17 protein-coding genes are annotated in these 22,699 nt (G+C 41.7%); all 17 read left to right on the plus strand.

Features of this window, described 5'->3' with window-relative positions; genetic code table 11:
* Window positions 1-183 precede the first annotated feature (183 nt).
* The 17 genes from sucC (at window position 184) to ACZ43M_RS10135 (ending at window position 22,571) form a co-directional block, all read left to right on the plus strand.
* Window positions 184-1,344 carry an ADP-forming succinate--CoA ligase subunit beta gene (gene sucC / locus ACZ43M_RS10055; protein WP_464507264.1) on the plus strand — a complete coding sequence of 387 codons (1,161 nt, stop codon included), beginning with the start codon at window positions 184-186 and terminating at the stop codon, window positions 1,342-1,344.
* A 24-nt stretch (window positions 1,345-1,368) separates the two neighbouring features.
* Complete coding sequence (gene sucD / locus ACZ43M_RS10060; RefSeq protein ID WP_464507265.1) at window positions 1,369-2,271, plus strand: succinate--CoA ligase subunit alpha; 903 nt, start codon at window positions 1,369-1,371, stop codon at window positions 2,269-2,271.
* Window positions 2,272-2,360: 89 nt separating this feature from the next.
* Entirely contained in the window at window positions 2,361-3,239 is an 879-nt protein-coding gene (gene dprA, locus ACZ43M_RS10065; RefSeq protein WP_464507266.1) for a DNA-processing protein DprA, read from the plus strand.
* 328 nt (window positions 3,240-3,567) lie between these two features.
* A complete protein-coding gene (gene topA / locus ACZ43M_RS10070; protein ID WP_464507267.1) occupies window positions 3,568-5,646 on the plus strand; it encodes a type I DNA topoisomerase in 2,079 nt (692 codons plus the stop codon).
* Between the two features lie 184 nt (window positions 5,647-5,830).
* Window positions 5,831-7,138, plus strand: a complete 1,308-nt coding sequence (trmFO, locus tag ACZ43M_RS10075) for an FADH(2)-oxidizing methylenetetrahydrofolate--tRNA-(uracil(54)-C(5))-methyltransferase TrmFO (RefSeq protein WP_464507268.1) — start codon at window positions 5,831-5,833, stop codon at window positions 7,136-7,138.
* 320 nt (window positions 7,139-7,458) lie between these two features.
* Window positions 7,459-8,001, plus strand: a complete 543-nt coding sequence (gene hslV / locus ACZ43M_RS10080; protein ID WP_464507269.1) for an ATP-dependent protease subunit HslV — start codon at window positions 7,459-7,461, stop codon at window positions 7,999-8,001.
* A 14-nt stretch (window positions 8,002-8,015) separates the two neighbouring features.
* On the plus strand, window positions 8,016-9,419 hold the full coding sequence (gene hslU / locus ACZ43M_RS10085) for an HslU--HslV peptidase ATPase subunit (RefSeq protein WP_464507270.1): 1,404 nt from the start codon (window positions 8,016-8,018) through the stop codon (window positions 9,417-9,419).
* Between the two features lie 72 nt (window positions 9,420-9,491).
* Window positions 9,492-10,271, plus strand: a complete 780-nt coding sequence (gene codY / locus ACZ43M_RS10090; RefSeq protein ID WP_464507271.1) for a GTP-sensing pleiotropic transcriptional regulator CodY — start codon at window positions 9,492-9,494, stop codon at window positions 10,269-10,271.
* A 196-nt stretch (window positions 10,272-10,467) separates the two neighbouring features.
* Window positions 10,468-11,172 (plus strand): 30S ribosomal protein S2, encoded by a 705-nt coding sequence (rpsB, locus tag ACZ43M_RS10095; protein ID WP_464507272.1) that lies wholly within the window; start codon window positions 10,468-10,470, stop codon window positions 11,170-11,172.
* A gap of 130 nt (window positions 11,173-11,302) precedes the next feature.
* On the plus strand, window positions 11,303-12,187 hold the full coding sequence (gene tsf / locus ACZ43M_RS10100; RefSeq protein ID WP_464507273.1) for a translation elongation factor Ts: 885 nt from the start codon (window positions 11,303-11,305) through the stop codon (window positions 12,185-12,187).
* 115 nt (window positions 12,188-12,302) lie between these two features.
* Window positions 12,303-13,028 (plus strand): UMP kinase, encoded by a 726-nt coding sequence (gene pyrH, locus ACZ43M_RS10105; protein ID WP_464507274.1) that lies wholly within the window; start codon window positions 12,303-12,305, stop codon window positions 13,026-13,028.
* Window positions 13,028-13,585 carry a ribosome recycling factor gene (frr, locus tag ACZ43M_RS10110; RefSeq protein ID WP_464507275.1) on the plus strand — a complete coding sequence of 186 codons (558 nt, stop codon included), beginning with the start codon at window positions 13,028-13,030 and terminating at the stop codon, window positions 13,583-13,585. The genes pyrH and frr overlap by 1 nt, the downstream gene beginning before the upstream one ends.
* 259 nt (window positions 13,586-13,844) lie before the next feature.
* A complete protein-coding gene (locus ACZ43M_RS10115) occupies window positions 13,845-14,621 on the plus strand; it encodes an isoprenyl transferase (RefSeq protein ID WP_464507276.1) in 777 nt (258 codons plus the stop codon).
* A 33-nt stretch (window positions 14,622-14,654) separates the two neighbouring features.
* The gene (locus tag ACZ43M_RS10120; protein WP_464507277.1) at window positions 14,655-15,437 is read left to right on the plus strand and encodes a phosphatidate cytidylyltransferase; all 783 of its coding nucleotides are present in this window, start codon (window positions 14,655-14,657) and stop codon (window positions 15,435-15,437) included.
* Between the two features lie 31 nt (window positions 15,438-15,468).
* Entirely contained in the window at window positions 15,469-16,611 is a 1,143-nt protein-coding gene (gene dxr, locus ACZ43M_RS10125; protein WP_464507278.1) for a 1-deoxy-D-xylulose-5-phosphate reductoisomerase, read from the plus strand.
* A gap of 91 nt (window positions 16,612-16,702) precedes the next feature.
* Complete coding sequence (gene rseP / locus ACZ43M_RS10130) at window positions 16,703-17,965, plus strand: RIP metalloprotease RseP (RefSeq protein WP_464507279.1); 1,263 nt, start codon at window positions 16,703-16,705, stop codon at window positions 17,963-17,965.
* Between the two features lie 280 nt (window positions 17,966-18,245).
* Entirely contained in the window at window positions 18,246-22,571 is a 4,326-nt protein-coding gene (locus tag ACZ43M_RS10135) for a PolC-type DNA polymerase III (protein ID WP_464507280.1), read from the plus strand.
* Window positions 22,572-22,699 lie beyond the last annotated feature (128 nt).

Genomic DNA, 22,699 nt, shown 5'->3' on the forward strand with positions numbered 1-22,699 from the left:
TTTTATTATATGACCAAAACAAATCTTTGGACAATATAGTAAAATATTAGAAATGATAGACTCCCTTCTCTATATTAAAAATATATAAATATAATTATTGCTTAATGGTGGACAAGGTTTCTGTCATTATATAAAATGAAAACGGAGTCAATTTTTTGAACAGTTTGATTAGGAGGATGGGAAATGAATATCCATGAGTATCAGGGGAAAGAAATCCTCAGAAAATATGGGGTAGCGGTTCCAAATGGAAAAGTGGCTTTTACTGTTGAAGAAGCAGTGGAAGCGGCGAAAGAGCTTGGCACGCAGGTATGTGTGGTAAAAGCACAAATCCACGCTGGCGGACGGGGAAAAGCCGGTGGTGTTAAGGTTGCGAAAAACCTGGATGAGGTTCGTACATATGCAAGCGAAATTCTTGGCAAAACTTTGGTTACCCACCAAACAGGTCCAGAGGGGAAAGAAGTAAAGCGTCTTTTGATTGAAGAAGGCTGCGATATTAAGAAAGAATACTATATTGGTTTAGTATTGGACCGTGCTACTTCCCGCGTTGTTTTAATGGGCTCTGAAGAAGGCGGAACTGAAATTGAAGAAGTTGCGGCAAACACACCGGAGAAAATTTTCAAAGAAGAAATCGATCCAGTTCTTGGTTTAATGCCATACCAAGCACGTCGTTTAGCCTTCAATATCAATATTCCGAAAGAATTGGTCAATCAAGCTGTTAAATTCATGACCGGCCTATACACTGCCTATATTGAGAAAGATTGCTCCATTGCTGAAATCAACCCATTGGTTGTAACTGGTGATGGCAAAGTGATGGCCCTAGATGCCAAATTAAACTTCGATTCCAATGCATTATATCGCCAAAAGGATGTTTTGGAGTACCGTGATTTGGAAGAGGAAGATCCAAAAGAATTTGAAGCTTCCAAATATGATCTTAGCTACATCGCTTTAGATGGAAATATTGGCTGTATGGTAAACGGTGCCGGCTTGGCAATGGCAACAATGGACATTGTTAAGCACTACGGCGGCGACCCTGCTAACTTCCTTGATGTTGGGGGCGGTGCTACAGCAGAAAAAGTTACAGAAGCTTTTAAAATTATCCTTTCTGATCCAAACGTAAAAGGTATTTTTGTTAATATCTTCGGCGGAATCATGAAATGTGATGTCATTGCCGAGGGTGTTGTCGAGGCAGCAAAACAAGTTGGCCTTACCATTCCACTTGTTGTCCGCCTAGAAGGAACGAATGTTGACTTGGGCAAGAAGATCCTTGCTGAATCCGGTCTAAACATTGTTGCTGCTGAATCAATGGCTGACGGTGCACAGAAAATCGTCGAATTAGTAAAATAGGATCGAAAAGAAAGGGGAATTAACGTGAGCGTTTTTATTAATAAGGATACAAAAGTTATTGTTCAAGGGATAACTGGCGGAACTGCCCGTTTTCATACAAAGCAAATGCTGGAATATGGTACAAAAATTGTCGGTGGAACTTCACCAGGTAAAGGCGGCCAAGAAGTAGAAGGAGTGCCAGTTTTCAATACAGTGAGAGAAGCTGTTGACACAACAGGTGCTAACGCTTCTGTTATCTACGTTCCGGCTCCGTTTGCTGCGGATTCCATTATCGAGGCAGTTGATGCCAAATTGGATCTTGTTATTTGTATTACTGAGCATATTCCTGTTTTGGATATGGTTAAGGTTAAGCGTTACATGGAAGGTAAAAAGACCAGATTGGTCGGTCCAAACTGCCCTGGCGTCATCACAGCCGATGAATGTAAAATCGGGATTATGCCTGGTTACATCCATACAAAAGGCCATGTTGGGGTTGTTTCCCGTTCTGGTACCTTAACATACGAAGCGGTTCATCAATTAACCCAAGCAGGTATCGGTCAAACGACAGCCGTTGGTATCGGCGGTGACCCGGTAAACGGCACAAACTTTATCGATGTGTTAAAAGCATTTAACGAAGACCCTGAAACCTATGCTGTGATCATGATTGGTGAAATCGGCGGAACTGCGGAAGAAGAAGCAGCCGAGTGGGTGAAGGCAAATATGACGAAGCCTGTTGTTGGCTTTATTGGCGGTCGCACTGCACCTCCAGGAAAGCGTATGGGACATGCTGGCGCGATTATTTCCGGCGGGAAAGGTACAGCAGACGAAAAAATCCGTGTCATGAATGAGTGCGGCATTAAAGTGGCTGAGACACCTTCGGTAATGGGCGAAACTTTGATCGAAGTTTTGAAAGAAAAAGGCTTATACGAAAAGTGCAAAACACACTAAAATAGTATTTCACAGCTAATGATGATTCAGATAGTCCCTCATATTTTGAGGGGCTATTTCTATATAAAATTTAAAGGAGGAAACCTGCTGTGAATGAATTTAATGAAAAATTAATTGCCATGCTTCATTACCCTAATATCTCTTGGAGTACTGTGTTTCAAATACTGAAACGAGACCCCACACTGCAATCCTTGCACCCCTATCAATCTTCGGAACAGCTAAAAATGGTCTTTCCCTCTACTAGTAACCTTGCACCACAACCTTCCATACAATCCTTTTATCCCGAAATTATTCATGAGCAAATACGCCAATACAAAACAAATGATATTTCGGTGATCACAATTTTTGATGAACACTATCCCAAATATTTAAAGGAAATTTATCAACCCCCATGGGCCTTGTTTGCCAAAGGAGATATATCGCTGCTTGAAAAAGAACCAAAACTGGCCGTTGTCGGATCTCGACAGCCAACCCAATACGGTAAAAACGCGATCCGCTTTTTATTCCCGGAACTAATCCAAAGTGGTATCATCATTGTCAGTGGGTTAGCGACGGGAATCGACGCTCTCTCCCATGAATGTGCAATGCAAAATAATGGCCAGACAATCGCAGTGATTGCCGGCGGTTTATATCATATATATCCTAAAGAGAATTTAAAACTGGCAATGCAAATGATGAAAACCCAGCTGATTGTCTCTGAATATCCACCGGATACCATGCCGCAACGGTGGCATTTTCCGGCACGGAATCGAATTATTAGCGGAATGGCGCGGGGAACCTTTGTTATAGAAGCAAAAAGGAAAAGCGGTTCACTGATTACGGCTAATTTTGCTGTAAATGAAGGGCGCGAAGTTTTTTCACTGCCGGGAAGCATCTTTAACCCTTGTTCAGTTGGGGCGAATGACTTAATTCAGCAGGGGGCAAAACTCGTAACAAACGCAGAGGATATTTTGTGTGAAATTAGATGAAACTTAATTTTATAGAAAAATTTTAAAGTTTTTGCAGGGTTTTTTGAATAAATGAAGAAAAAATAGCTTAAAATGGTTGAAATTATTTCTAATTTGTATTACATTTTCCAACAGTAGCTCGAAAAACGTATTTATGAAAATTTTAATAATAAGTATGTAACTAACCTATAATTGAAAAAATTTGGGATATGGGAGTTTAGACAAGTATTTCTTCAAATATTGATATATAAGTAATATGTAGAAAACTTCTAAATGGTAAGCATCTTAGGAACAGGCTTTTGCCAGGATTCGGGGCGCTTTCACACTTCCCTCTTAAGGAGGACTTTGAATGTCAGACTATCTAGTAATCGTAGAGTCGCCAGCAAAAGCGAAAACGATTGAACGATATTTGGGAAAAAAATATAAAGTAAAAGCATCGATGGGACATGTTCGGGATTTGCCACGCAGTCAGACAGGTGTAGACGTGGATAATAACTTTGAACCAAAGTACATTACGATTCGTGGTAAAGGTCCTGTACTAAAAGAATTAAAAACAGCTGCCAAAAAGGCAAAAAAAGTTTATCTCGCAGCTGACCCCGACCGCGAAGGGGAGGCAATTGCCTGGCATTTGGCACACAGCCTTGATGTCGATATTCATTCAGATTGCCGAGTTGTCTTTAATGAGATTACGAAGGATGCGATAAAGGAATCGTTTAAACAGCCCCGTCCCATTAATATGGACCTGGTAGATGCCCAGCAGGCACGCAGAATCCTTGATCGGCTCGTCGGATATAATATTAGCCCGCTGCTATGGAAAAAGGTAAAAAAGGGCCTCAGTGCAGGTAGAGTTCAATCTGTGGCTGTCAAATTAATCATTGATCGGGAAAAAGAAATTCAAGCCTTTATCCCAGAGGAATATTGGAGTATTGAAGCTGAATTTTTAAAAGGAAACGAGCAGTTTAAAGGCAGCTTTCATTTATTGGCTGGACAGGAAAAAAAGGAACTTCGTTCAGAGCAAGAGGTAAAGAATGTATTACAGCAAATGGATGGCAATAAATTTAAAGTCATTTCTGTAACAAAGAGAGAACGGAGAAGAAATCCTGCTCCGCCGTTTACGACTTCCTCACTGCAGCAAGAAGCGGCCAGAAAACTGAACTTCCGTGCCAAGAAAACAATGATGCTCGCTCAGCAGCTGTATGAAGGGATTGAGCTTGGTAAGGAAGGCACAGTAGGTTTGATTACTTATATGAGAACGGATTCAACCCGGATTTCTGAAGTGGCACAAACCGAGGCAGCCGACTATATTAAAAGCGCCTATGGTGAAAAGTTTTTAAAAGTCGAGCAACGAAAAGAGAAAAAACAGACCAATGCTCAAGACGCCCACGAGGGTGTTCGACCGACCAGCGCATATAGAGACCCAGGTAGTTTAAAAGAATATTTATCCAGAGACCAGCTCAGGCTGTATAAATTAATTTGGGAGCGATTTTTAGCAAGTCAGATGGCGCAGGCTGTCATGGATACGATGAGTGTCGATTTGCAAAACGGAAATGCCATATTTCGTGCAAACGGTTCGAAAATAAAGTTCCCTGGCTTTATGAAGCTTTACGTTGAGGGTTCGGATGACCAGGTAGAAGAAGCAGACAAAATGCTCCCTGACCTAAATGAAGGGGACGAAGTATTCCAGAAAGATATTGACTATAAGCAGCACTTTACTCAGCCGCCGCCAAGATATACCGAAGCAAGATTGGTTAAGACGCTGGAGGAACTGGGAATTGGCAGACCATCTACCTATGCGCCAACTTTGGATACAATTCAAAAGCGCAGTTACGTGGCCTTGGATAATAAACGCTTTGTACCAACGGAGCTTGGGGAGATCATCAATGATATAATGTCGGAGTTTTTCCCAGAAATTATTGATGTGGAATTCACTGCAAAAATGGAACAAGGACTCGATTATGTTGAGGAAGGGAAGACATCTTGGGTCCGGGTTATTGATGAATTTTACAAGGATTTCAAAATCCATTTGGAAAAAGCTGAGAAAGAAATGCAGGAAGTGGAAATTAAAGACGAGCCTGCAGGCGAGGATTGCGAGAATTGTGGGAGCCCGATGGTGTTCAAAATGGGCCGATACGGTAAATTTATGGCCTGCAGCAATTTCCCGGATTGCCGAAATACGAAGCCAATTGTGAAAGAAATAGGGGTTACCTGCCCTACTTGTAAGGAAGGTACGATCGTAGAGCGAAAGAGCAAGAAACAGCGATTGTTTTACGGCTGCAGCCGATTCCCTGAATGTGATTTTCTTTCCTGGGATAAACCGCTGCCGAGAAGCTGTCCGAAATGCGAAGGTCTCTTAGTTGAAAAGAAATTGAAAAAAGGAGTTCAGGTGCAATGCGTTTCGTGTGACTATAAAGAGGAACCGCAAAGCTAAAGAGTGGGTACTGCTCACTCTTTTTATTTATTTCGCCAAACATAAAACTTTTTTCTATTTGAATCGTATAGTAAAATGCAAGATGGACTTAAATGTGGGAAAGAGTAATAAGAAAAGCGGAAGCGCCTTGGTCAGTGGCGCTGCAGCTGGACAATATGATAGGTTGAGTTTTAGGAGGTTCAACATGAAAGATGTAACAGTAAACGTAATCGGTGCTGGTCTTGCCGGCAGTGAAGCCGCCTGGCAAATTGCCAAACGCGGCGTTAAAGTCCGTCTATATGAAATGCGGCCGGTCAAACAAACACCGGCACATCATACTGATAAATTTGCCGAACTGGTTTGCAGCAATTCGCTTAGAGCCAATACACTCACAAATGCAGTCGGTGTTTTAAAAGAAGAAATGAGACAACTTGATTCGGTGATTATTGCAGCAGCCGATGCCTGTGCCGTTCCGGCAGGCGGAGCACTTGCCGTAGATCGTCACGAATTTGCCGCCAAGGTAACTGAGCTGGTCAAAAATCATGAGAATGTCACGGTTATCAATGAAGAGGTAACAGAAATTCCCGAAGGGCCCACCGTTATTGCAACTGGTCCGTTAACGAGTCCTGATCTATCAGCCCAGCTAAAAGGTCTTACAGGCGAGGATTATCTTTATTTTTATGATGCAGCAGCTCCTATTATCGAAAAAGAAAGCATCGATATGGACAAGGTATATTTAAAATCCCGTTATGATAAGGGAGAAGCGGCTTACTTAAATTGTCCGATGACCGAAGAGGAGTTTAACAGATTTTATGAGGCACTTATTGCTGCAGAAACTGTTCCATTAAAGGAATTTGAAAAAGAAATTTTCTTTGAAGGCTGTATGCCGATTGAAGTGATGGCGGCAAGGGGTAAGAAAACTATGTTGTTCGGTCCATTAAAGCCAGTTGGCCTCGAGGATCCAAAAACAGGCAAGCGTCCGTTTGCTGTTGTCCAGCTTCGTCAGGATGATGCGGCAGGAACCTTGTACAATATTGTAGGATTTCAGACGCACTTGAAGTGGGGACCACAAAAAGAAGTGCTTCAATTAATCCCAGGGCTTGAAAATGCCGAGATTGTCCGTTATGGTGTCATGCACCGAAATACTTTTATCAATTCGCCGAAAGTGCTAAAGGCAACCTATCAATTTAGAAATCGGGAAGATTTGTTCTTCGCCGGACAAATGACCGGAGTAGAGGGGTATGTGGAATCTGCAGCGAGCGGCCTAATTGCCGGGTTGAATGCGGCACGATTGGTGCAAGGGCAAGAAACAGTGGAGTTTCCTGCTGAAACAGCCATTGGCAGCATGGCTCGATATATTACCACTGCCAATCCTGCTAATTTCCAGCCAATGAACGCCAATTTTGGCTTGTTTCCTGAATTACCTGTTAAGATTAAAGGGAAACAGGAACGGAATTTGCAGCATGCTAACCGTGCGTTAGAAACAATTCAGAACTTTGTGAAGGTTTTGTAAAATTTATTGCAAGGGCTATTGAATTATGATACGATTTAGTAGCCCGTGCGAGTGAAAATTTGAGCAAATGTGAATGTTTTATTAAACTTGGGTGGCTTCTATTTACAAAAGGGACTGTACCACTCAAAATACAAATGAACATTGTTAACATGGTATCAGTGATTTCAATTTGTTCATGGTTGAACAAACGCTATAAGAAAAATGGTGTACCGCTTATCAGCCTAGGGAATAAATAATGACAGTTTTCATAACTTTTTGTAGACGGATATTTTTTTACATATCTAACGAAACAGAAATACTCCAAAGGGAGGATAAGTCTTATGGAACAATTTCATGCTACCACGATTTTTGCGATCCATCATAATGGACAGTGTGCGATGTCGGGTGATGGGCAAGTGACAATGGGCAACGCAGTTGTGATGAAACACACAGCAAGAAAAGTAAGAAAAATATTTAATGGTAGAGTATTAGCTGGTTTTGCTGGTTCCGTCGCCGATGCTTTCACGCTTTTTGAATTGTTTGAAGGGAAATTGGAGGAATTTAATGGCAATCTCCAAAGAGCGGCGGTAGAGCTTGCGAAAGAGTGGCGTAGTGATAAGGTCCTTAGAAAGCTGGAAGCCATGCTGATAGTGATGAACCGTGAGAGTTTATTATTGGTATCAGGCACGGGTGAAGTAATTGAACCGGATGATGGAATTCTGGCGATTGGCTCAGGCGGAAATTATGCTTTGGCGGCAGGGCGATCACTTAAACAATATGCGGGAGACCACTTAACGGCCAAAGAAATTGCCAAGGCATCATTGGAGATTGCTGCGGATATCTGCGTCTATACAAACCACAATATTATCGTTGAAGAGATTTAGGGAGGAGAAAAACAATGGCACGAACAACCAATCTAACCCCCCGGCAAATTGTCGAGAAACTCGATCAATATATTATTGGACAAAAGGACGCCAAGAAAGCGGTTGCGGTAGCACTCAGGAATCGGTACAGACGAGACCGGCTCAATGAAAAACTGCGTGATGAAATTATCCCGAAAAATATTTTAATGATTGGTCCTACTGGTGTCGGAAAAACGGAAATCGCCAGAAGAATTGCCAAAATTGTTGGCGCGCCGTTTATTAAGGTAGAAGCAACCAAGTTTACTGAGGTCGGCTATGTTGGCCGAGATGTTGAATCCATGGTACGGGATCTCGCGGAAACAGCGGTTCGTCTTGTAAAAGAGGAGCGCATGCAAAGCGTCAAGGAGCGGGCAGAGGAAAATGCCAACAGCAGGCTGGTTGAGTTATTGGCCCCATCGGCAAAAAAAACAACTGCCTATAAAAATCCGCTCGAGATGTTATTTGGCGGCGGAAATCAGAATCAAGACCAAGATACGCAGCAAGAGGATTACTCTGTTCATGAAAAACGCAAAATCGTCAGAGAACAACTGGCTCTTGGCCAATTGGAAGAGCAAATGGTGACGGTTGAAGTCGAAGAGCAAGCCCCATCTATGTTTGATATGCTTCAAGGATCTGGTATGGAGCAAATGGGAATGAACATGCAGGATGCTTTGGGAAGTTTGATGCCTAAGAAGCGTAAAAAAAGAAAGCTCACCGTCCGAGAAGCGAGAAAAGTGTTAACCAATGAGGAAGCGGCAAAGCTGATTGATATGGACGAAGTTACGGCCGAAGCGGTTTATCGCGCTGAACAGAATGGAATCATCTTTATTGATGAAATTGATAAAATTGCCAGCCGCAATTCGGGCGGGGCTTCTGCTGATGTGTCAAGGGAAGGTGTCCAACGTGACATTTTACCGGTTGTTGAAGGATCAACAGTCGTCACGAAATACGGTCCGGTAAAGACTGACCATGTTTTATTTATTGCCGCAGGTGCCTTTCATATGGCAAAACCTTCAGACCTTATTCCAGAATTGCAAGGACGCTTTCCAATTAGAGTGGAGCTCACCAAGCTGACTGTTGATGACTTTTTCAGGATTTTAATTGAACCTGACAATGCATTAATTAAGCAATACCAGGCATTATTGGAAACAGAAGGTATACAAATTGAATTTTCTGACGATGCTATTCGTAGGATTGCCGAAGTGGCATTTGAAGTTAATCAAAATACCGATAATATTGGGGCGAGACGCCTTCATACGATATTGGAAAAATTGCTGGAGGACCTATCCTTCGAAGCGCCTGATATCACAATGGAGAAGATTACGATTACGCCGCAATATGTGGATGAAAAGCTAGGAGCAATTTCTAAAAATAAAGACTTAAGCCAATTCATCCTTTAGGATACCTAAAACGAAGTAAGAGAAACAAAAAAAATTTAATAATGGTTGCAGTTAATTAGGAGGAAGAAACAGATGGATTTACTATCAAAAACAAGAAGAATTAATACGTTATTACAAAAGGCAGCAGGGAAGCCAGTAAACTTTAAAGAAATGGCTGAAACCTTGAGCGGAACGATTGAAGCAAATGTGTACATCGTAAGCCGCCGCGGAAAGCTTTTGGGATTCTCCATTTATCAGCAAATCGAGAATGAACGTATGAAGAAAATGTTTGAAGATCGCCAATTTCCTGAAGAATATACCAATAGTTTATTTAATATTACTGAGACATCTTCGAACCTTGATATCGAAAGTCAATATACCGCTTTCCCTGTAGAGAACAGAGATTTATTCCATGAAGGTTTAACAACAATTGTTCCGATAATCGGCGGCGGTGAACGTCTAGGTACCTTAATCCTTGCTCGTCTTCACGAACAGTTCCTTGATGATGATCTCATTCTTGGCGAATATGGAGCAACTGTTGTTGGTATGGAAATCCTGCGTGAAAAGTCTGAGGAAATTGAAGAAGAAGCAAGAAGTAAAGCAGTTGTTCAAATGGCAATCAGTTCATTGTCTTATAGTGAATTGGAAGCAATTGAGCATATCTTTGAAGAACTAAACGGTCATGAAGGTCTATTGGTCGCTTCAAAAATTGCTGATCGCGTTGGAATTACCCGTTCCGTTATTGTAAACGCCTTAAGAAAGCTTGAAAGTGCCGGAGTTATTGAATCTCGTTCCCTTGGTATGAAAGGAACTTATATCAAGGTTCTTAATGACAAGTTCCTTGTTGAACTAGAAAAACTGAAATCTCATTAAAGAAAATGAAAATTCCCAGCAACTGTTGGGAATTTTTTTTTCGAAACTAAACCTTGATTGTTTATAGTCCATATGCTATAGTATTTCATGGTGTTAATACACACGCTTGTTGATTTAAACAGATGGTGCTAATACTTTAGTTTCTGTTTAAAAATGAGATGAGCGGAGGAAAATAAAACCATTAGGAGGAAAAATCATGTCAGTCATTTCAATGAAACAATTGCTTGAAGCTGGTGTTCATTTCGGACACCAAACTCGCCGTTGGAACCCTAAGATGAAGAAATATATCTTCACTGAGCGTAACGGCATCTACATTATCGATCTTCAAAAAACAGTTAAGAAGGTTGAAGAAGCTTACAACTGGGTAAAGGAACTTGCTGCTAACGGTGGTACAGTCCTTTTCGTTGGTACAAAGAAACAAGCTCAGGATTCTGTTAAAGAAGAAGCAGAACGTTCTGGTATGTACTATGTGAACCAACGCTGGTTAGGCGGAACATTAACAAACTTCGAAACAATCCAAAAGCGTATCGGCCGCTTGAAAGATATTGAAAGAATGGCTGAAGACGGAACTTTTGAAGTGTTACCGAAGAAAGAAGTTGTTCAATTAAAGAAAGAACAAGAACGCCTTGAAAAGTTCCTTGGCGGAATTAAAGATATGAAGCAGCTTCCAGATGCATTGTTCATCATCGACCCTCGTAAAGAGCGTATCGCAGTTGCAGAAGCTAAGAAATTGAACATTCCTATCGTAGGTATTGTTGATACTAACTGTGATCCAGATGAAATCGATGTAGTAATCCCTGCAAACGATGATGCTATTCGTGCGGTTAAACTTTTAACTGGTAAAATGGCTGATGCGATCCTTGAAGCAAAACAAGGTGAAGAAGTAGCTGTAGAAGCATAATAGCATGAACAATAAAAAGGTGATAAGAGGGAGACCCTTTATCACCTTTTTTTAAAGATTTAAAGTTTTTTCTTTACAATCATTGGTAAAGATAGAAGTACATAGTAAAATTAAGGAGGAAGACGAAATTATGGCAATTACTGCTCAAATGGTTAAAGAATTACGTGAAAAAACTGGCGCGGGTATGATGGATTGTAAAAAGGCGTTAACTGAAACTGATGGGGACATGGACAAGGCAATTGATTTCTTACGCGAAAAGGGTATTGCAAAAGCAGCTAAGAAAGGTGATCGTATTGCTGCTGAAGGATTAACTTCTATTCTTGCAGACGGCAATAATGCAGTTATTTTGGAGGTTAACTCAGAAACTGACTTCGTTGCCAAGAACGAAGGCTTCCAAACCCTTGTTAAAGAAATTGCAACCCATCTATTAAACAACAAACCAGCAACTGTTGAAGAAGCATTGGCACAAAGAATGGATAATGGCGCTACAGTTGAAGCACATATTAATGCAGCAATCGCAAAAATTGGCGAAAAGTTATCGCTGCGCCGCTTTGCAGTTTTATCAAAAACTGATAATGATGCATTCGGTGCATACCTTCACATGGGCGGCCGTATTTCCGTGTTAACAGTTCTTGAGGGTACTACTGATTCCGATGCAGCGAAAGATGTGTCTATGCATATCGCAGCGTTAAATCCAAAATATGTTTCCCGTGACCAAGTTTCACAGGAAGAAGTGGCGCACGAGCGTGAAATTCTGACTCAGCAAGCATTAAATGAAGGCAAGCCGGCAAATATCGTTGAAAAAATGGTTGAAGGCCGTCTTGGCAAATACTTTGAAGATGTTTGTGTTCTTGACCAAGCGTTCGTTAAAAACCCAGACCAAAAGGTACGTCAATTTGTTGAATCCAAAGGTGCTACTGTTCGTGAATTTATTCGTTACGAAGTAGGCGAAGGAATCGAAAAGCGCGAAGATAATTTTGCTGAAGAAGTTATGAACCAAGTAAATAAGAAATAGTCAATTATTCTTGGCCTGCTAAACTTGTTAATTAATTGATTTTGAATAGGGGACACTGTGTGTTCCCTATTTTTCAAGGTTATGAAATGATCATTTTATTTTTACGGAGGTTTATATGAACGGTCCTAAGTACAATCGTGTTGTGTTAAAATTAAGCGGAGAAGCCTTAGCTGGTGAATCTGGCTTTGGAATTAAACCCTCTGTAATCAAATCGATTGCCATTCAAGTTAAAGAAATTGCTGAGCTTGGAGTAGAGGTAGCCGTTGTTGTAGGCGGCGGTAATATTTGGCGCGGCAAAATCGGCAGTGAAATGGGGATGGACCGGGCAACAGCTGATTATATGGGAATGTTGGCAACAGTGATGAACTCCTTGTCACTTCAGGATAGTTTGGAGCAATTGGGAGTTGAATCACGTGTTCAGACATCTATTGAAATGCGCCAGGTTGCAGAACCATACATAAGACGCCGGGCAATCAGACACTTAGAAAAGAAACGTGTTGTTATCTTTGCTGCAGGTACCGGAAATCCATACTTCTCAACAGATACAACAGCAGCATTAAGAGCCGCTGAAATTGATGCCGAAGTAATATTGATGGCCAAAAATAATGTTGACGGCGTTTATTCCGCCGATCCGAGAATTGACGAAAATGCTACTAAATACGATGACTTATCATTCTTGGATGTCCTCAAGGAAGGGCTGGCAGTAATGGATTCAACTGCATCCTCCTTATGTATGGATAATGATATCCCGCTTATCGTCTTCTCCATCATGGAGCAAGGAAATATCAAGAGGGCAGTAATGGGTGAGAAAATTGGAACTATCGTTAGGGGGAAGAAATAATGGCAAAGCAAGTCATCAATTCTTGTAAAGAGAGAATGACAAAGGGAATTCAATCCTATACTCGTGAACTTGCCAGCATCCGTGCAGGAAGGGCAAGTGCATCATTATTGGATCGCATTACAGTTGATTATTACGGTGCACCAACACCAGTAAATCAAATGGCTTCCATTTCAACACCAGAAGCACGTCTTCTAGTCATTCAGCCATACGACAAAACCATCTTGGGCGATATTGAAAAAGCAATTTTAAAGTCTGATTTGGGGCTAAATCCGACAAATGATGGTACGGTCATCAGACTTGCCATTCCTCAATTGACGGAAGAACGACGTAGAGAACTGGTTAAGCTCGTGAAAAAGGAATCAGAAGAAGCAAAGGTTGCGATTCGCAATATTCGCCGGGATGCCAACGATGAGCTGAAAAAGCTTGAAAAAAATGGTGAAATCACAGAGGATGCACTTCGAGGCTTTTCTGATGATATTCAAAAGCTTACCGATGAACACATCCAAAAAATCGACCAAATTACCAAAGACAAAGAAAAAGAAATTATGGAAGTATAATTTAGCTTCAAAGACCCTCTTTTTAGGGGGTTTTTTCACTATAATAAGGTATTTTTGTATGTAAGACATAGATTCATAAAAGTTATCTGAACATTATTCTTATTTCCTCAATTTTTACATAATATTTTTAAAGAGATATCTTCATTCTTTTTTGGTATGATAAAGGCATGTTATCTTTCAACATTACATACGATGACGGGTTGTCAAGAGAATCATCTATAATCGGAGGAAATGAACAATTAATTGGAGGAGCAATAGTATGTTAAACAAAATTAAAATCTGGAAGAACCAAAATAACTCTTCCACACTCCGAGATAAAATAGAAGAAATAAAAAAACTGCCTGTTCCTGAACATGTTGCCATTATTATGGATGGTAATGGACGGTGGGCGAAAAAAAGAGCGCTGCCGCGAATTGCCGGTCATTATGAAGGTATGAAGGTTGTTCGCAAAACCACGATGCTTGCTAATGACCTTGGAATAAAGGTATTAACTTTATATGCGTTTTCAACTGAGAATTGGAAACGGCCAAAAAATGAAGTGGATTATCTGATGAAACTTCCAGAGGAATTTTTAAGTTCGTATCTTCCGGAATTAGTTGCAAACAATGTTCAAGTGAAAATGATGGGCTATAAGGACCAGCTTCCGGACCACACACTAAGGGCAATTGAAAATGCGATGGAGCAAACGAAGAATAATACGGGACTAGTGTTAAACTTCGCCCTAAATTATGGAAGCCGGGCTGAAATCCTCGATGCCGTCAATCAAGTCTTAAATGAATATAAAAGTGGTATACTGAAAGAAACAGAAATTGACGAACAGCTATTTTCCTCCTATCTTATGACTTCTCATTTTGCAGATCCTGACTTGTTAATTCGGACAAGTGGCGAAATTCGCTTGAGTAATTTTATGCTCTGGCAATTAGCATACTCGGAGTTCTGGTTTACGGATGTCTTATGGCCTGATTTTAGCGATAAACATTTGATTGAAGCGATTGAGGGTTATCAAAAGCGCCAACGGCGATTTGGGGGAATATAACTAAGCTGCATAAAAAGGTGTTGAATAGTACTAATGAAGCAAAGAATCATTACAGGAGTCGTAGCAGCGGCACTCTTTTTACCAATCGTTTTTTATGGAGGACTTCCATTTGTATTATTAACTTATGCGTTGGCCACGGTTGGACTTTATGAATTATTAAGGATGAAGGGGCTTAATCTCCTTTCACCATATGGAATTCTCTCACTTATCTTTCTTTGGGTGATTCTATTTCCATATGAAGAGATCATATCTGATTTTTATTATTCTAAAACAGAAATCGGTATCGTGTTTATTCTTTTGTTATTAACCTATACCGTCATTACCAAAAATCGTTTTACGTTCGAAGATGCAGCATTCTCTATACTGTCCGCCATTTATGTCGGGATTGGTTTCTTTTTCTTAATGGAAGCCCGCACAGCAGGTATTGTTTATATTTTTTACTCCCTGTTTATTATCTGGGCAACCGACTCAGGAGCCTATTTTATTGGGAAAGCGATGGGTAAGAAAAAACTGTGGCCGGAAATCAGCCCGAATAAAACGGTTGAAGGGTCGCTTGGCGGCGTAATATGTGCCGTCGTTGTGGCGATTTTCTTTGGAATCTTTTCCGAGTTTAATGCTTCGCTAATCACGATCATGGGAATCACCGTTATATTGTCTGTTTTTGGACAAATTGGCGACCTCGTTCAGTCAGCTTATAAACGGCACTTTGGTGTAAAGGATTCCGGAAATATTTTACCTGGTCATGGAGGAATCCTCGACCGGTTTGACAGCTTGCTATTTGTGTTGCCATTACTGCACTTATTCCACCTGTGGTAATGTGCTGTTTATATACAGGAGTTGAAGTTTTTTGAAAACAATTAGTTTACTTGGGGCAACCGGTTCGATTGGCACCCAAACATTGGATATTATTCGCGAGCACCCAGCTGAATTTGCGTTAAGTGCAATTTCAGTCGGTAAAAATATGGAGTTAACTCGAAAAATTATTAATGAATTTCACCCAGAGCTTGTTTCTGTACAAACTATCCAAGACTATAATACATTAAAAGCAGAATTCCCTTACACCAAATTTACATTTGGGGAAGAAGGGCTAATTGAAACAGCAGTTTATGAAAAAGCTGATATCCTCGTCAATGCAGTTCTTGGCAGCGTCGGTCTAAACCCAACCTTACAAGCTATTGAAACTGGCAAGACAATCGCGATTGCCAATAAAGAAACGTTGGTTACCGCTGGACATTTGGTCATGGAGGCAGCAGCGAGGAATCAAGTAGCGCTCCTTCCTGTTGATAGTGAGCATTCTGCGATTTTTCAGGCATTGCAGGGTGAAAAGGAGAAGAATATTGAGAGGTTGATTCTCACTGCATCAGGAGGCAGTTTCCGCGATCGTACCCGACAAGAGCTTGTTGACGTGACAGTGGAAGAAGCGTTAAATCATCCCAATTGGTCAATGGGTGCTAAAATCACGATTGACTCAGCTACAATGATGAATAAGGGTTTGGAAGTAATCGAGGCGCATTGGTTGTTTGGAATGCCATATGAAAAAATCGATGTACTCCTTCACAAGGAAAGCATTATACATTCAATGGTTGAATTCCACGATTCAAGCATTATCGCCCAATTGGGTACACCTGATATGAGGGTGCCAATCCAATTTGCCCTCACTTATCCTGATAGATTGCCACTGCCATCTGGCAACCGCTTAAATTTGGCAAGGGTTGGCAAGCTGCATTTTCAAGATATGGATATGGAGAGGTTTCGCTGTCTTGAGTTTGCCTATACTGCCGGAAAACAAGGCGGAACAATGCCTACGGTTTTAAATGCGGCGAACGAAGCGGCAGTTGCAGCATTCCTGGAAGGCAAAATTCGTTTTCTGCAGATTGAAGATTTAATCGAGAAGGCATTAAGTGTTCATCAAACGATTGAACATCCAAGTCTGGCAGTCATTCATGAGGTTGACAAGGAAACTAGACAGTATGTACGTTCACTTTTATAAAAGCGGAAGCGCCTTGACCATGCACTGGAGCTGGAAGGTTAGCGAAGTCAGAATGTATTAACTAAACCCTACAAAAAGGTGGTTTTGAGTTTTGAGTACAGTTATTGCCTTTATTGTGATTTTTGGCGCACTCGTCTTCTTTCATGAATTGGGTCACTTAATATTTGCAAAAAGAGCGGGCATTCTCTGTCGCGAGTTTGCGATTGGGATGGGGCCAAAGGTTTTCTCTTATCATAAAAATGAAACAACCTATACCATTCGGCTGCTCCCAATCGGCGGGTATGTCAGGATGGCAGGCGAAGATGCAGAAACGGTAGAAATCAAGCCTGGTTACCGGATTGGTCTGTTATTTGATAACCAAGAACAAGTAACAAAAATCATTATCAATAATAAAGAAAAATTTCGCGATTGCCGAATTGTTGAAGTGGAATATGCCGATATTGAAAAGGACCTGATCATTAAGGGCTATCCCGAAGATGATGGAGACAACCTTCATACGTTTTCGATTCATCCAAAGGCAGTAATCGTCGAAAATGGGGTTGAATCACAAATTGCACCGCTTGACCGTCAATTTGGCTCCAAGACATTGGGGCAAAGATTCATGGCTATTTTTGCCGGTCCGATGATGAACTTTATCCTTGCCTTTGTTGTGTTCATTATCATTGCCTTACTCCAAGGTGTTCCAACAAACGAACCGAAACTAGGCGAGATTACCCCTGATGGCGCCGCAAAGGTGGCCGGGTTAAAGAAGGGTGATATCGTTCAAAGCATCAATGGCTCGGAAATTTCCAGTTGGACAGATGTCGTTGAAATCATTCGCGAAAATCCAAACGAGAAACTGGAGTTTGTGATTACTCGGAATGGAGCAGAAAAAGAAATCCAAGTAACGCCAAATGAAAAAACAGTTGAAGGCCAGAAAATGGGGATCATTGGGGTATACAGTCCTGTGGAGAAATCACCGGTTCAGGCTGTAACTGCCGGAGCAAAAGAAACCTATTTTTGGACAACGCAAATTTTTGTCATGCTTGGTAAGCTGGTTACCGGACAATTCTCGATTGATGCCTTATCTGGACCGGTTGGCATTTATGTTTCTACGGACGAGGTTGCCAAATCAGGCATTTATTACTTAATGAAGTGGGCAGGAATCCTCAGCATCAACTTGGGAATTATGAATCTACTGCCAATCCCTGCACTTGACGGCGGCCGACTCATGTTCTTTGCCGTAGAGGCTGTTAGAGGGAAACCGATCGACCGTCAAAAGGAAGGGATGGTCCATTTCATCGGTTTTGCTTTATTGATGCTGCTCATGCTGGTAGTGACCTGGAATGACATTCAAAGATTTTTCTTAAAATAAACATCGTGGGACCGTTATAACGGTCCCTTATTTTTTTTTGGATAAAGTTTTCTGTCGAACATTCCCGAATCTTATCGTATCATATGGTATAATTATGTTTTGAATCAGTAAAAGATAGAGACTTTTTCCCGCCTTAACGGGCAGTAAGATTCCGAGCATACAAAGGGGAAATTGGGATAACAACTGCCCGTAAAGGCCCGATTGGTTCAACTAACCATCAGTGGGGATAGTGCACCCCACTGATGGAAGTTTCACTTTATATAGATAGGAGAGATGTCGGTTGAGCGAACATGCCTTAGGCAAAAATGAGCGATTCCAACTCTTACTCCAGCAGCTCCAATTAACTGAAGATGCTGTTGTAGTGTATTTCAACAATGCACAAATTGACAGACTATTAGTTGAAAAAAAAGCCAGGAAATGGCATTTTCAATTTTTATTAGAAAATATCCTTCCATTTAATGTGTTTACCCGGTTTAGCACCCAGCTTGAAAGAAGCTTCTCCAATATCGCAACTGTGTCATTCACTATAAAGGCGGCTAATCAAGCAAATGCACCGGAATATTTCCGTGAATATTGGAATTACTGCGTCCGGCAAATTGATGGAATTTCACCGCCATTGTTAAAGCTGTTAAATGAACAGGAGCCTGAAGTGAATGGAAATAAAATAACCGTTTCGGTCAGAAACGAAGCCGAGGGGCTTACATTAAAACAAAAATACAGCCCGATTATTTCCGAGATTTATCAATCTATTGGGTTTCCTCCGCCAGCATTTGAAACAGTGGTAAACGCGGAAGCAAAAAATGAAGAGTACGAGCAATTTTTACAAGCTAAACAGAAGGAAGACCAGGAACGGGCACTGCTCGCTATGGTGGAAATGCAGAAGAAGGAAGCCGAGAAGGACCAGGCTAGTGGTTCAGTTCCTGAAGGACCGCTTAGTATTGGCCTTACCATTAAAGATGACAGCGAGCTTCGCAGTTTAGTTGATATCGTCGATGAGGAAAGACGGGTTGTTGTCGAAGGCTATATCTTTGATGCCGAGATCCGTGAGTTGCGAAGCGGACGCTCATTATTGACCTTTAAAATGACCGATTATACAAGCTCGATTATGGTGAAAATGTTTTCTCGCGATAAAGAAGATGCGGCTCTCTTCCAACTCGTGAAAAAAGGTATGTGGGTAAAGGTCCGCGGCAGCATTCAAAATGATACGTTTGTCCGCGACCTCGTGATGATTTGTAATGATATTAACGAAATTAAGCCAGTTCAGCGTAAGGATACTTCTCCTGAAAATGAAAAGCGGGTCGAGCTGCATTTGCATACGCCAATGAGTCAGATGGATGCTGTTACCCCGGTTAGTGCGCTTGTTGCCCAGGCGAAAAAATGGGGCCATAAGGCGATCGCCGTTACGGACCATGCGGGTGCCCAATCGTTCCCAGAGGCTTTTGGTGCCGGAAAGAAAAATGACATTAAAATTCTTTATGGGGTTGAAGCGAATCTCGTTGATGATGGGGTGCCAATCACCTATAATAACGCCCATCGCTTGCTTGCAGAGGATACCTATGTTGTGTTCGACGTTGAAACAACCGGACTTTCTGCTGTTTATGATACGATAATCGAACTTGCCGCAGTCAAAATAAAGGACGGGGAAATCATTGACCGCTTTGAGTCATTTGCCAATCCGCACCAGCGCTTATCAGCAACGATTATCAACCTGACTAGCATTACCGATGATATGTTGAAGGATGCTCCGGAAGTGGCCGAGGTCCTTCAAAAGTTCCATACTTGGGCCGGGGATGCTGTCTTGGTTGCCCATAATGCCTCTTTCGATATGGGCTTCCTAAATGTAGGGTACAAGAAAATCGGATTGGAAAAAGCAAAGAACCCGGTAATTGATACGCTTGAACTTGGGCGTTTTCTTTATCCGGAAATGAAAAACCACCGATTGAATACATTGGCCAAAAAGTTTGATATCGATCTGACCCAGCACCACCGTGCCATTTATGATACGGAAGCCACGGGATATCTGTTATTGAAAATGCTGAAGGATGCAGCAGAAAAAGGCATCACCTACCATGATGAATTTAATGATCACATGGGAAAAGGGAATGCCTATCAACGGGCCCGTCCGTATCACTGTACTTTGTTAGCTCAAACTGAAGCAGGATTGAAAAACTTATTTAAACTGATTTCCATTTCCCACATTCAATATTTCTACCGAGTGCCACGAATCCCGCGCTCATTGCTGCAAAAATACCGTGAAGGCATTCTAGTCGGTTCAGCGTGTGATAAAGGAGAAGTATTTGAAGGGATGATGCAAAAGTCTCCTGATGAAGTAGAAGCGATAGCTCAGTTTTATGATTATATTGAAGTCATGCCGAAAGCTGTATACGCACCGCTAATTGAAATGGAACTGGTTCGCAGCGAAAAAGCTTTAGAACAAATTATCAGTAATATTGCAGCCTTGGGTGACAAACTGGGAATACCGGTCGTTGCAACGGGTAATGTTCACTATCTAAATGAAAACGACAAGATTTACCGGAAAATCCTCGTGAATTCTCAGGGCGGTGCGAATCCACTTAATCGTCATAAGCTGCCGGATGTTCACTTTAGAACAACAAACGAAATGCTTGATGCTTTCTCTTTCCTAGGCAAAGAGAAAGCGAAAGAGATTGTTGTCACTAATACAAACAAAATAGCCGACATGATTGATGAGATTAAGCCAATCAAGGACGATTTATATACGCCAAGAATTGAAGGTGCCGAGGATGAGATGCGGGAAATGAGCTATGCCATGGCTCGCAAAATTTACGGCGAACCGCTTCCGGAAATCGTTGAGGCTCGTTTGGAAAAAGAATTAAAGAGTATTATCGGGCACGGGTTTGCCGTTATTTACTTGATTTCTCACAAGCTCGTTAAAAAGTCATTAGACGATGGCTATCTTGTCGGCTCACGGGGATCGGTAGGTTCATCCTTTGTCGCGACGATGACTGAGATTACCGAGGTTAACCCGCTGCCGCCGCATTATATCTGCCCAACCTGCAAACATTCGGAGTTTTTCAATGACGGATCCATTGGTTCGGGGTACGATTTGCCTGACAAAGATTGTCCAAATTGCGGAGGAAAATACCGCAAGGATGGTCACGACATTCCGTTTGAAACCTTCCTTGGTTTTAAGGGCGACAAGGTCCCGGATATTGACCTCAACTTTTCCGGTGAGTATCAGCCGCGGGCCCACAATTATACGAAGGTATTGTTTGGTGAAGATAATGTCTTCAGGGCCGGTACAATTGGTACAGTTGCCGACAAAACAGCATTTGGTTATGTTAAAGCCTATCAGTCGGATAACAATCTTCAGATTCGCAACGCCGAAGTAGAGCGCCTTGCTTCTGGCTGCACCGGTGTGAAACGGACGACAGGCCAGCACCCAGGCGGAATCATAGTTATTCCTGATTACATGGACGTTTATGATTTTACGCCGATCCAATTTCCGGCCGATGATCGAAACTCGGAATGGAAAACAACTCATTTTGATTTCCACTCCATCCATGATAACGTCTTAAAGCTTGATATCCTCGGACACGACGATCCGACGGTGATCCGGATGCTTCAGGATTTGAGCGGGATTGACCCGAAAACTATTCCGACGGATGACCCGGAGGTTATGAAAATTTTCAGCGGCACGGAATCACTCGGGGTAACCGAAGAACAAATCATGTGTAAAACCGGAACGCTCGGGATACCTGAATTCGGTACTCGTTTTGTTAGACAAATGCTTGAGGACACAAAGCCGACAACCTTTTCCGAACTCGTACAGATTTCTGGTCTGTCTCACGGTACCGATGTATGGCTGGGGAATGCACAAGAACTGATTCACCAGAAGATTTGTAATCTGAGCGAAGTAATCGGCTGTCGTGATGATATCATGGTGTATTTGATTTATCAGGGCCTCGATCCATCTTTTGCTTTTAAAATTATGGAGTCGGTGCGTAAGGGTAAAGGCCTTACGGAAGAAATGGAAGCAGAAATGCGTCGAAACGAAGTGCCAGAGTGGTATATCGATTCCTGCAAAAAAATAAAATACATGTTCCCTAAAGCGCATGCTGCTGCCTATGTATTAATGGCTGTCAGGATTGCCTATTTTAAAGTGCATTTGCCGCTGCTTTACTATGCTGCCTACTTTACAGTGCGCGCTGAGGATTTCGATATTGAAACGATGTCACGTGGGTCTGAGGCGATTCGTGCCAAGATTGAGGAAATTAATGCAAAAGGTCTGGAAGCTTCAAACAAAGAGAAAAACTTGTTGACAGTGCTAGAGCTTGCGCTAGAAATGTCTGAGAGAGGTTATTCCTTCCAGAACTATGATCTTTATAAATCGGATGCCTCCGAATTTAGGATTGATGGAGATTCTTTAATTCCTCCGTTTAATTCGATTCCAGGCCTTGGAACAAATGCTGCTGTCAATATTGTGAGAGCAAGAGAAGATGGCGAGTTTTTATCAAAAGAAGACCTTCAGCAAAGAGGAAAAGTATCAAAGACGATTCTGGAATATTTGGATAAGCAAGGTTGTTTAGCTGCTCTTCCAGAGCAGAACCAGCTTTCCTTATTTTAGTATGAAATCCTTATAATACCGTGGTTTAATTTGCATATAGATATTGATTATGTTATAGTTTTATTGGAAATACTAAGACATACTCTCGTGTAAAAGAGTGGGGATCCTCCCACTCTTTCGTGTTGTTA

This window comes from Neobacillus sp. B24, assembly GCF_055381825.1.

What these genes read in the sequence shown, in the direction of transcription:
- sucC (WP_464507264.1), top strand. Translation starts at nt 184, where the DNA reads ATGAATATCCATGAGTATCAGGGGAAAGAAATCCTCAGAAAATATGGG.
- topA (WP_464507267.1), top strand. Translation starts at nt 3,568, where the DNA reads ATGTCAGACTATCTAGTAATCGTAGAGTCGCCAGCAAAAGCGAAAACG.
- trmFO (WP_464507268.1), top strand. Translation starts at nt 5,831, where the DNA reads ATGAAAGATGTAACAGTAAACGTAATCGGTGCTGGTCTTGCCGGCAGT.
- hslV (WP_464507269.1), top strand. Translation starts at nt 7,459, where the DNA reads ATGGAACAATTTCATGCTACCACGATTTTTGCGATCCATCATAATGGA.
- hslU (WP_464507270.1), top strand. Translation starts at nt 8,016, where the DNA reads ATGGCACGAACAACCAATCTAACCCCCCGGCAAATTGTCGAGAAACTC.
- codY (WP_464507271.1), top strand. Translation starts at nt 9,492, where the DNA reads ATGGATTTACTATCAAAAACAAGAAGAATTAATACGTTATTACAAAAG.
- rpsB (WP_464507272.1), top strand. Translation starts at nt 10,468, where the DNA reads ATGTCAGTCATTTCAATGAAACAATTGCTTGAAGCTGGTGTTCATTTC.
- tsf (WP_464507273.1), top strand. Translation starts at nt 11,303, where the DNA reads ATGGCAATTACTGCTCAAATGGTTAAAGAATTACGTGAAAAAACTGGC.
- pyrH (WP_464507274.1), top strand. Translation starts at nt 12,303, where the DNA reads ATGAACGGTCCTAAGTACAATCGTGTTGTGTTAAAATTAAGCGGAGAA.
- frr (WP_464507275.1), top strand. Translation starts at nt 13,028, where the DNA reads ATGGCAAAGCAAGTCATCAATTCTTGTAAAGAGAGAATGACAAAGGGA.
- ACZ43M_RS10115 (WP_464507276.1), top strand. Translation starts at nt 13,845, where the DNA reads ATGTTAAACAAAATTAAAATCTGGAAGAACCAAAATAACTCTTCCACA.
- ACZ43M_RS10120 (WP_464507277.1), top strand. Translation starts at nt 14,655, where the DNA reads ATGAAGCAAAGAATCATTACAGGAGTCGTAGCAGCGGCACTCTTTTTA.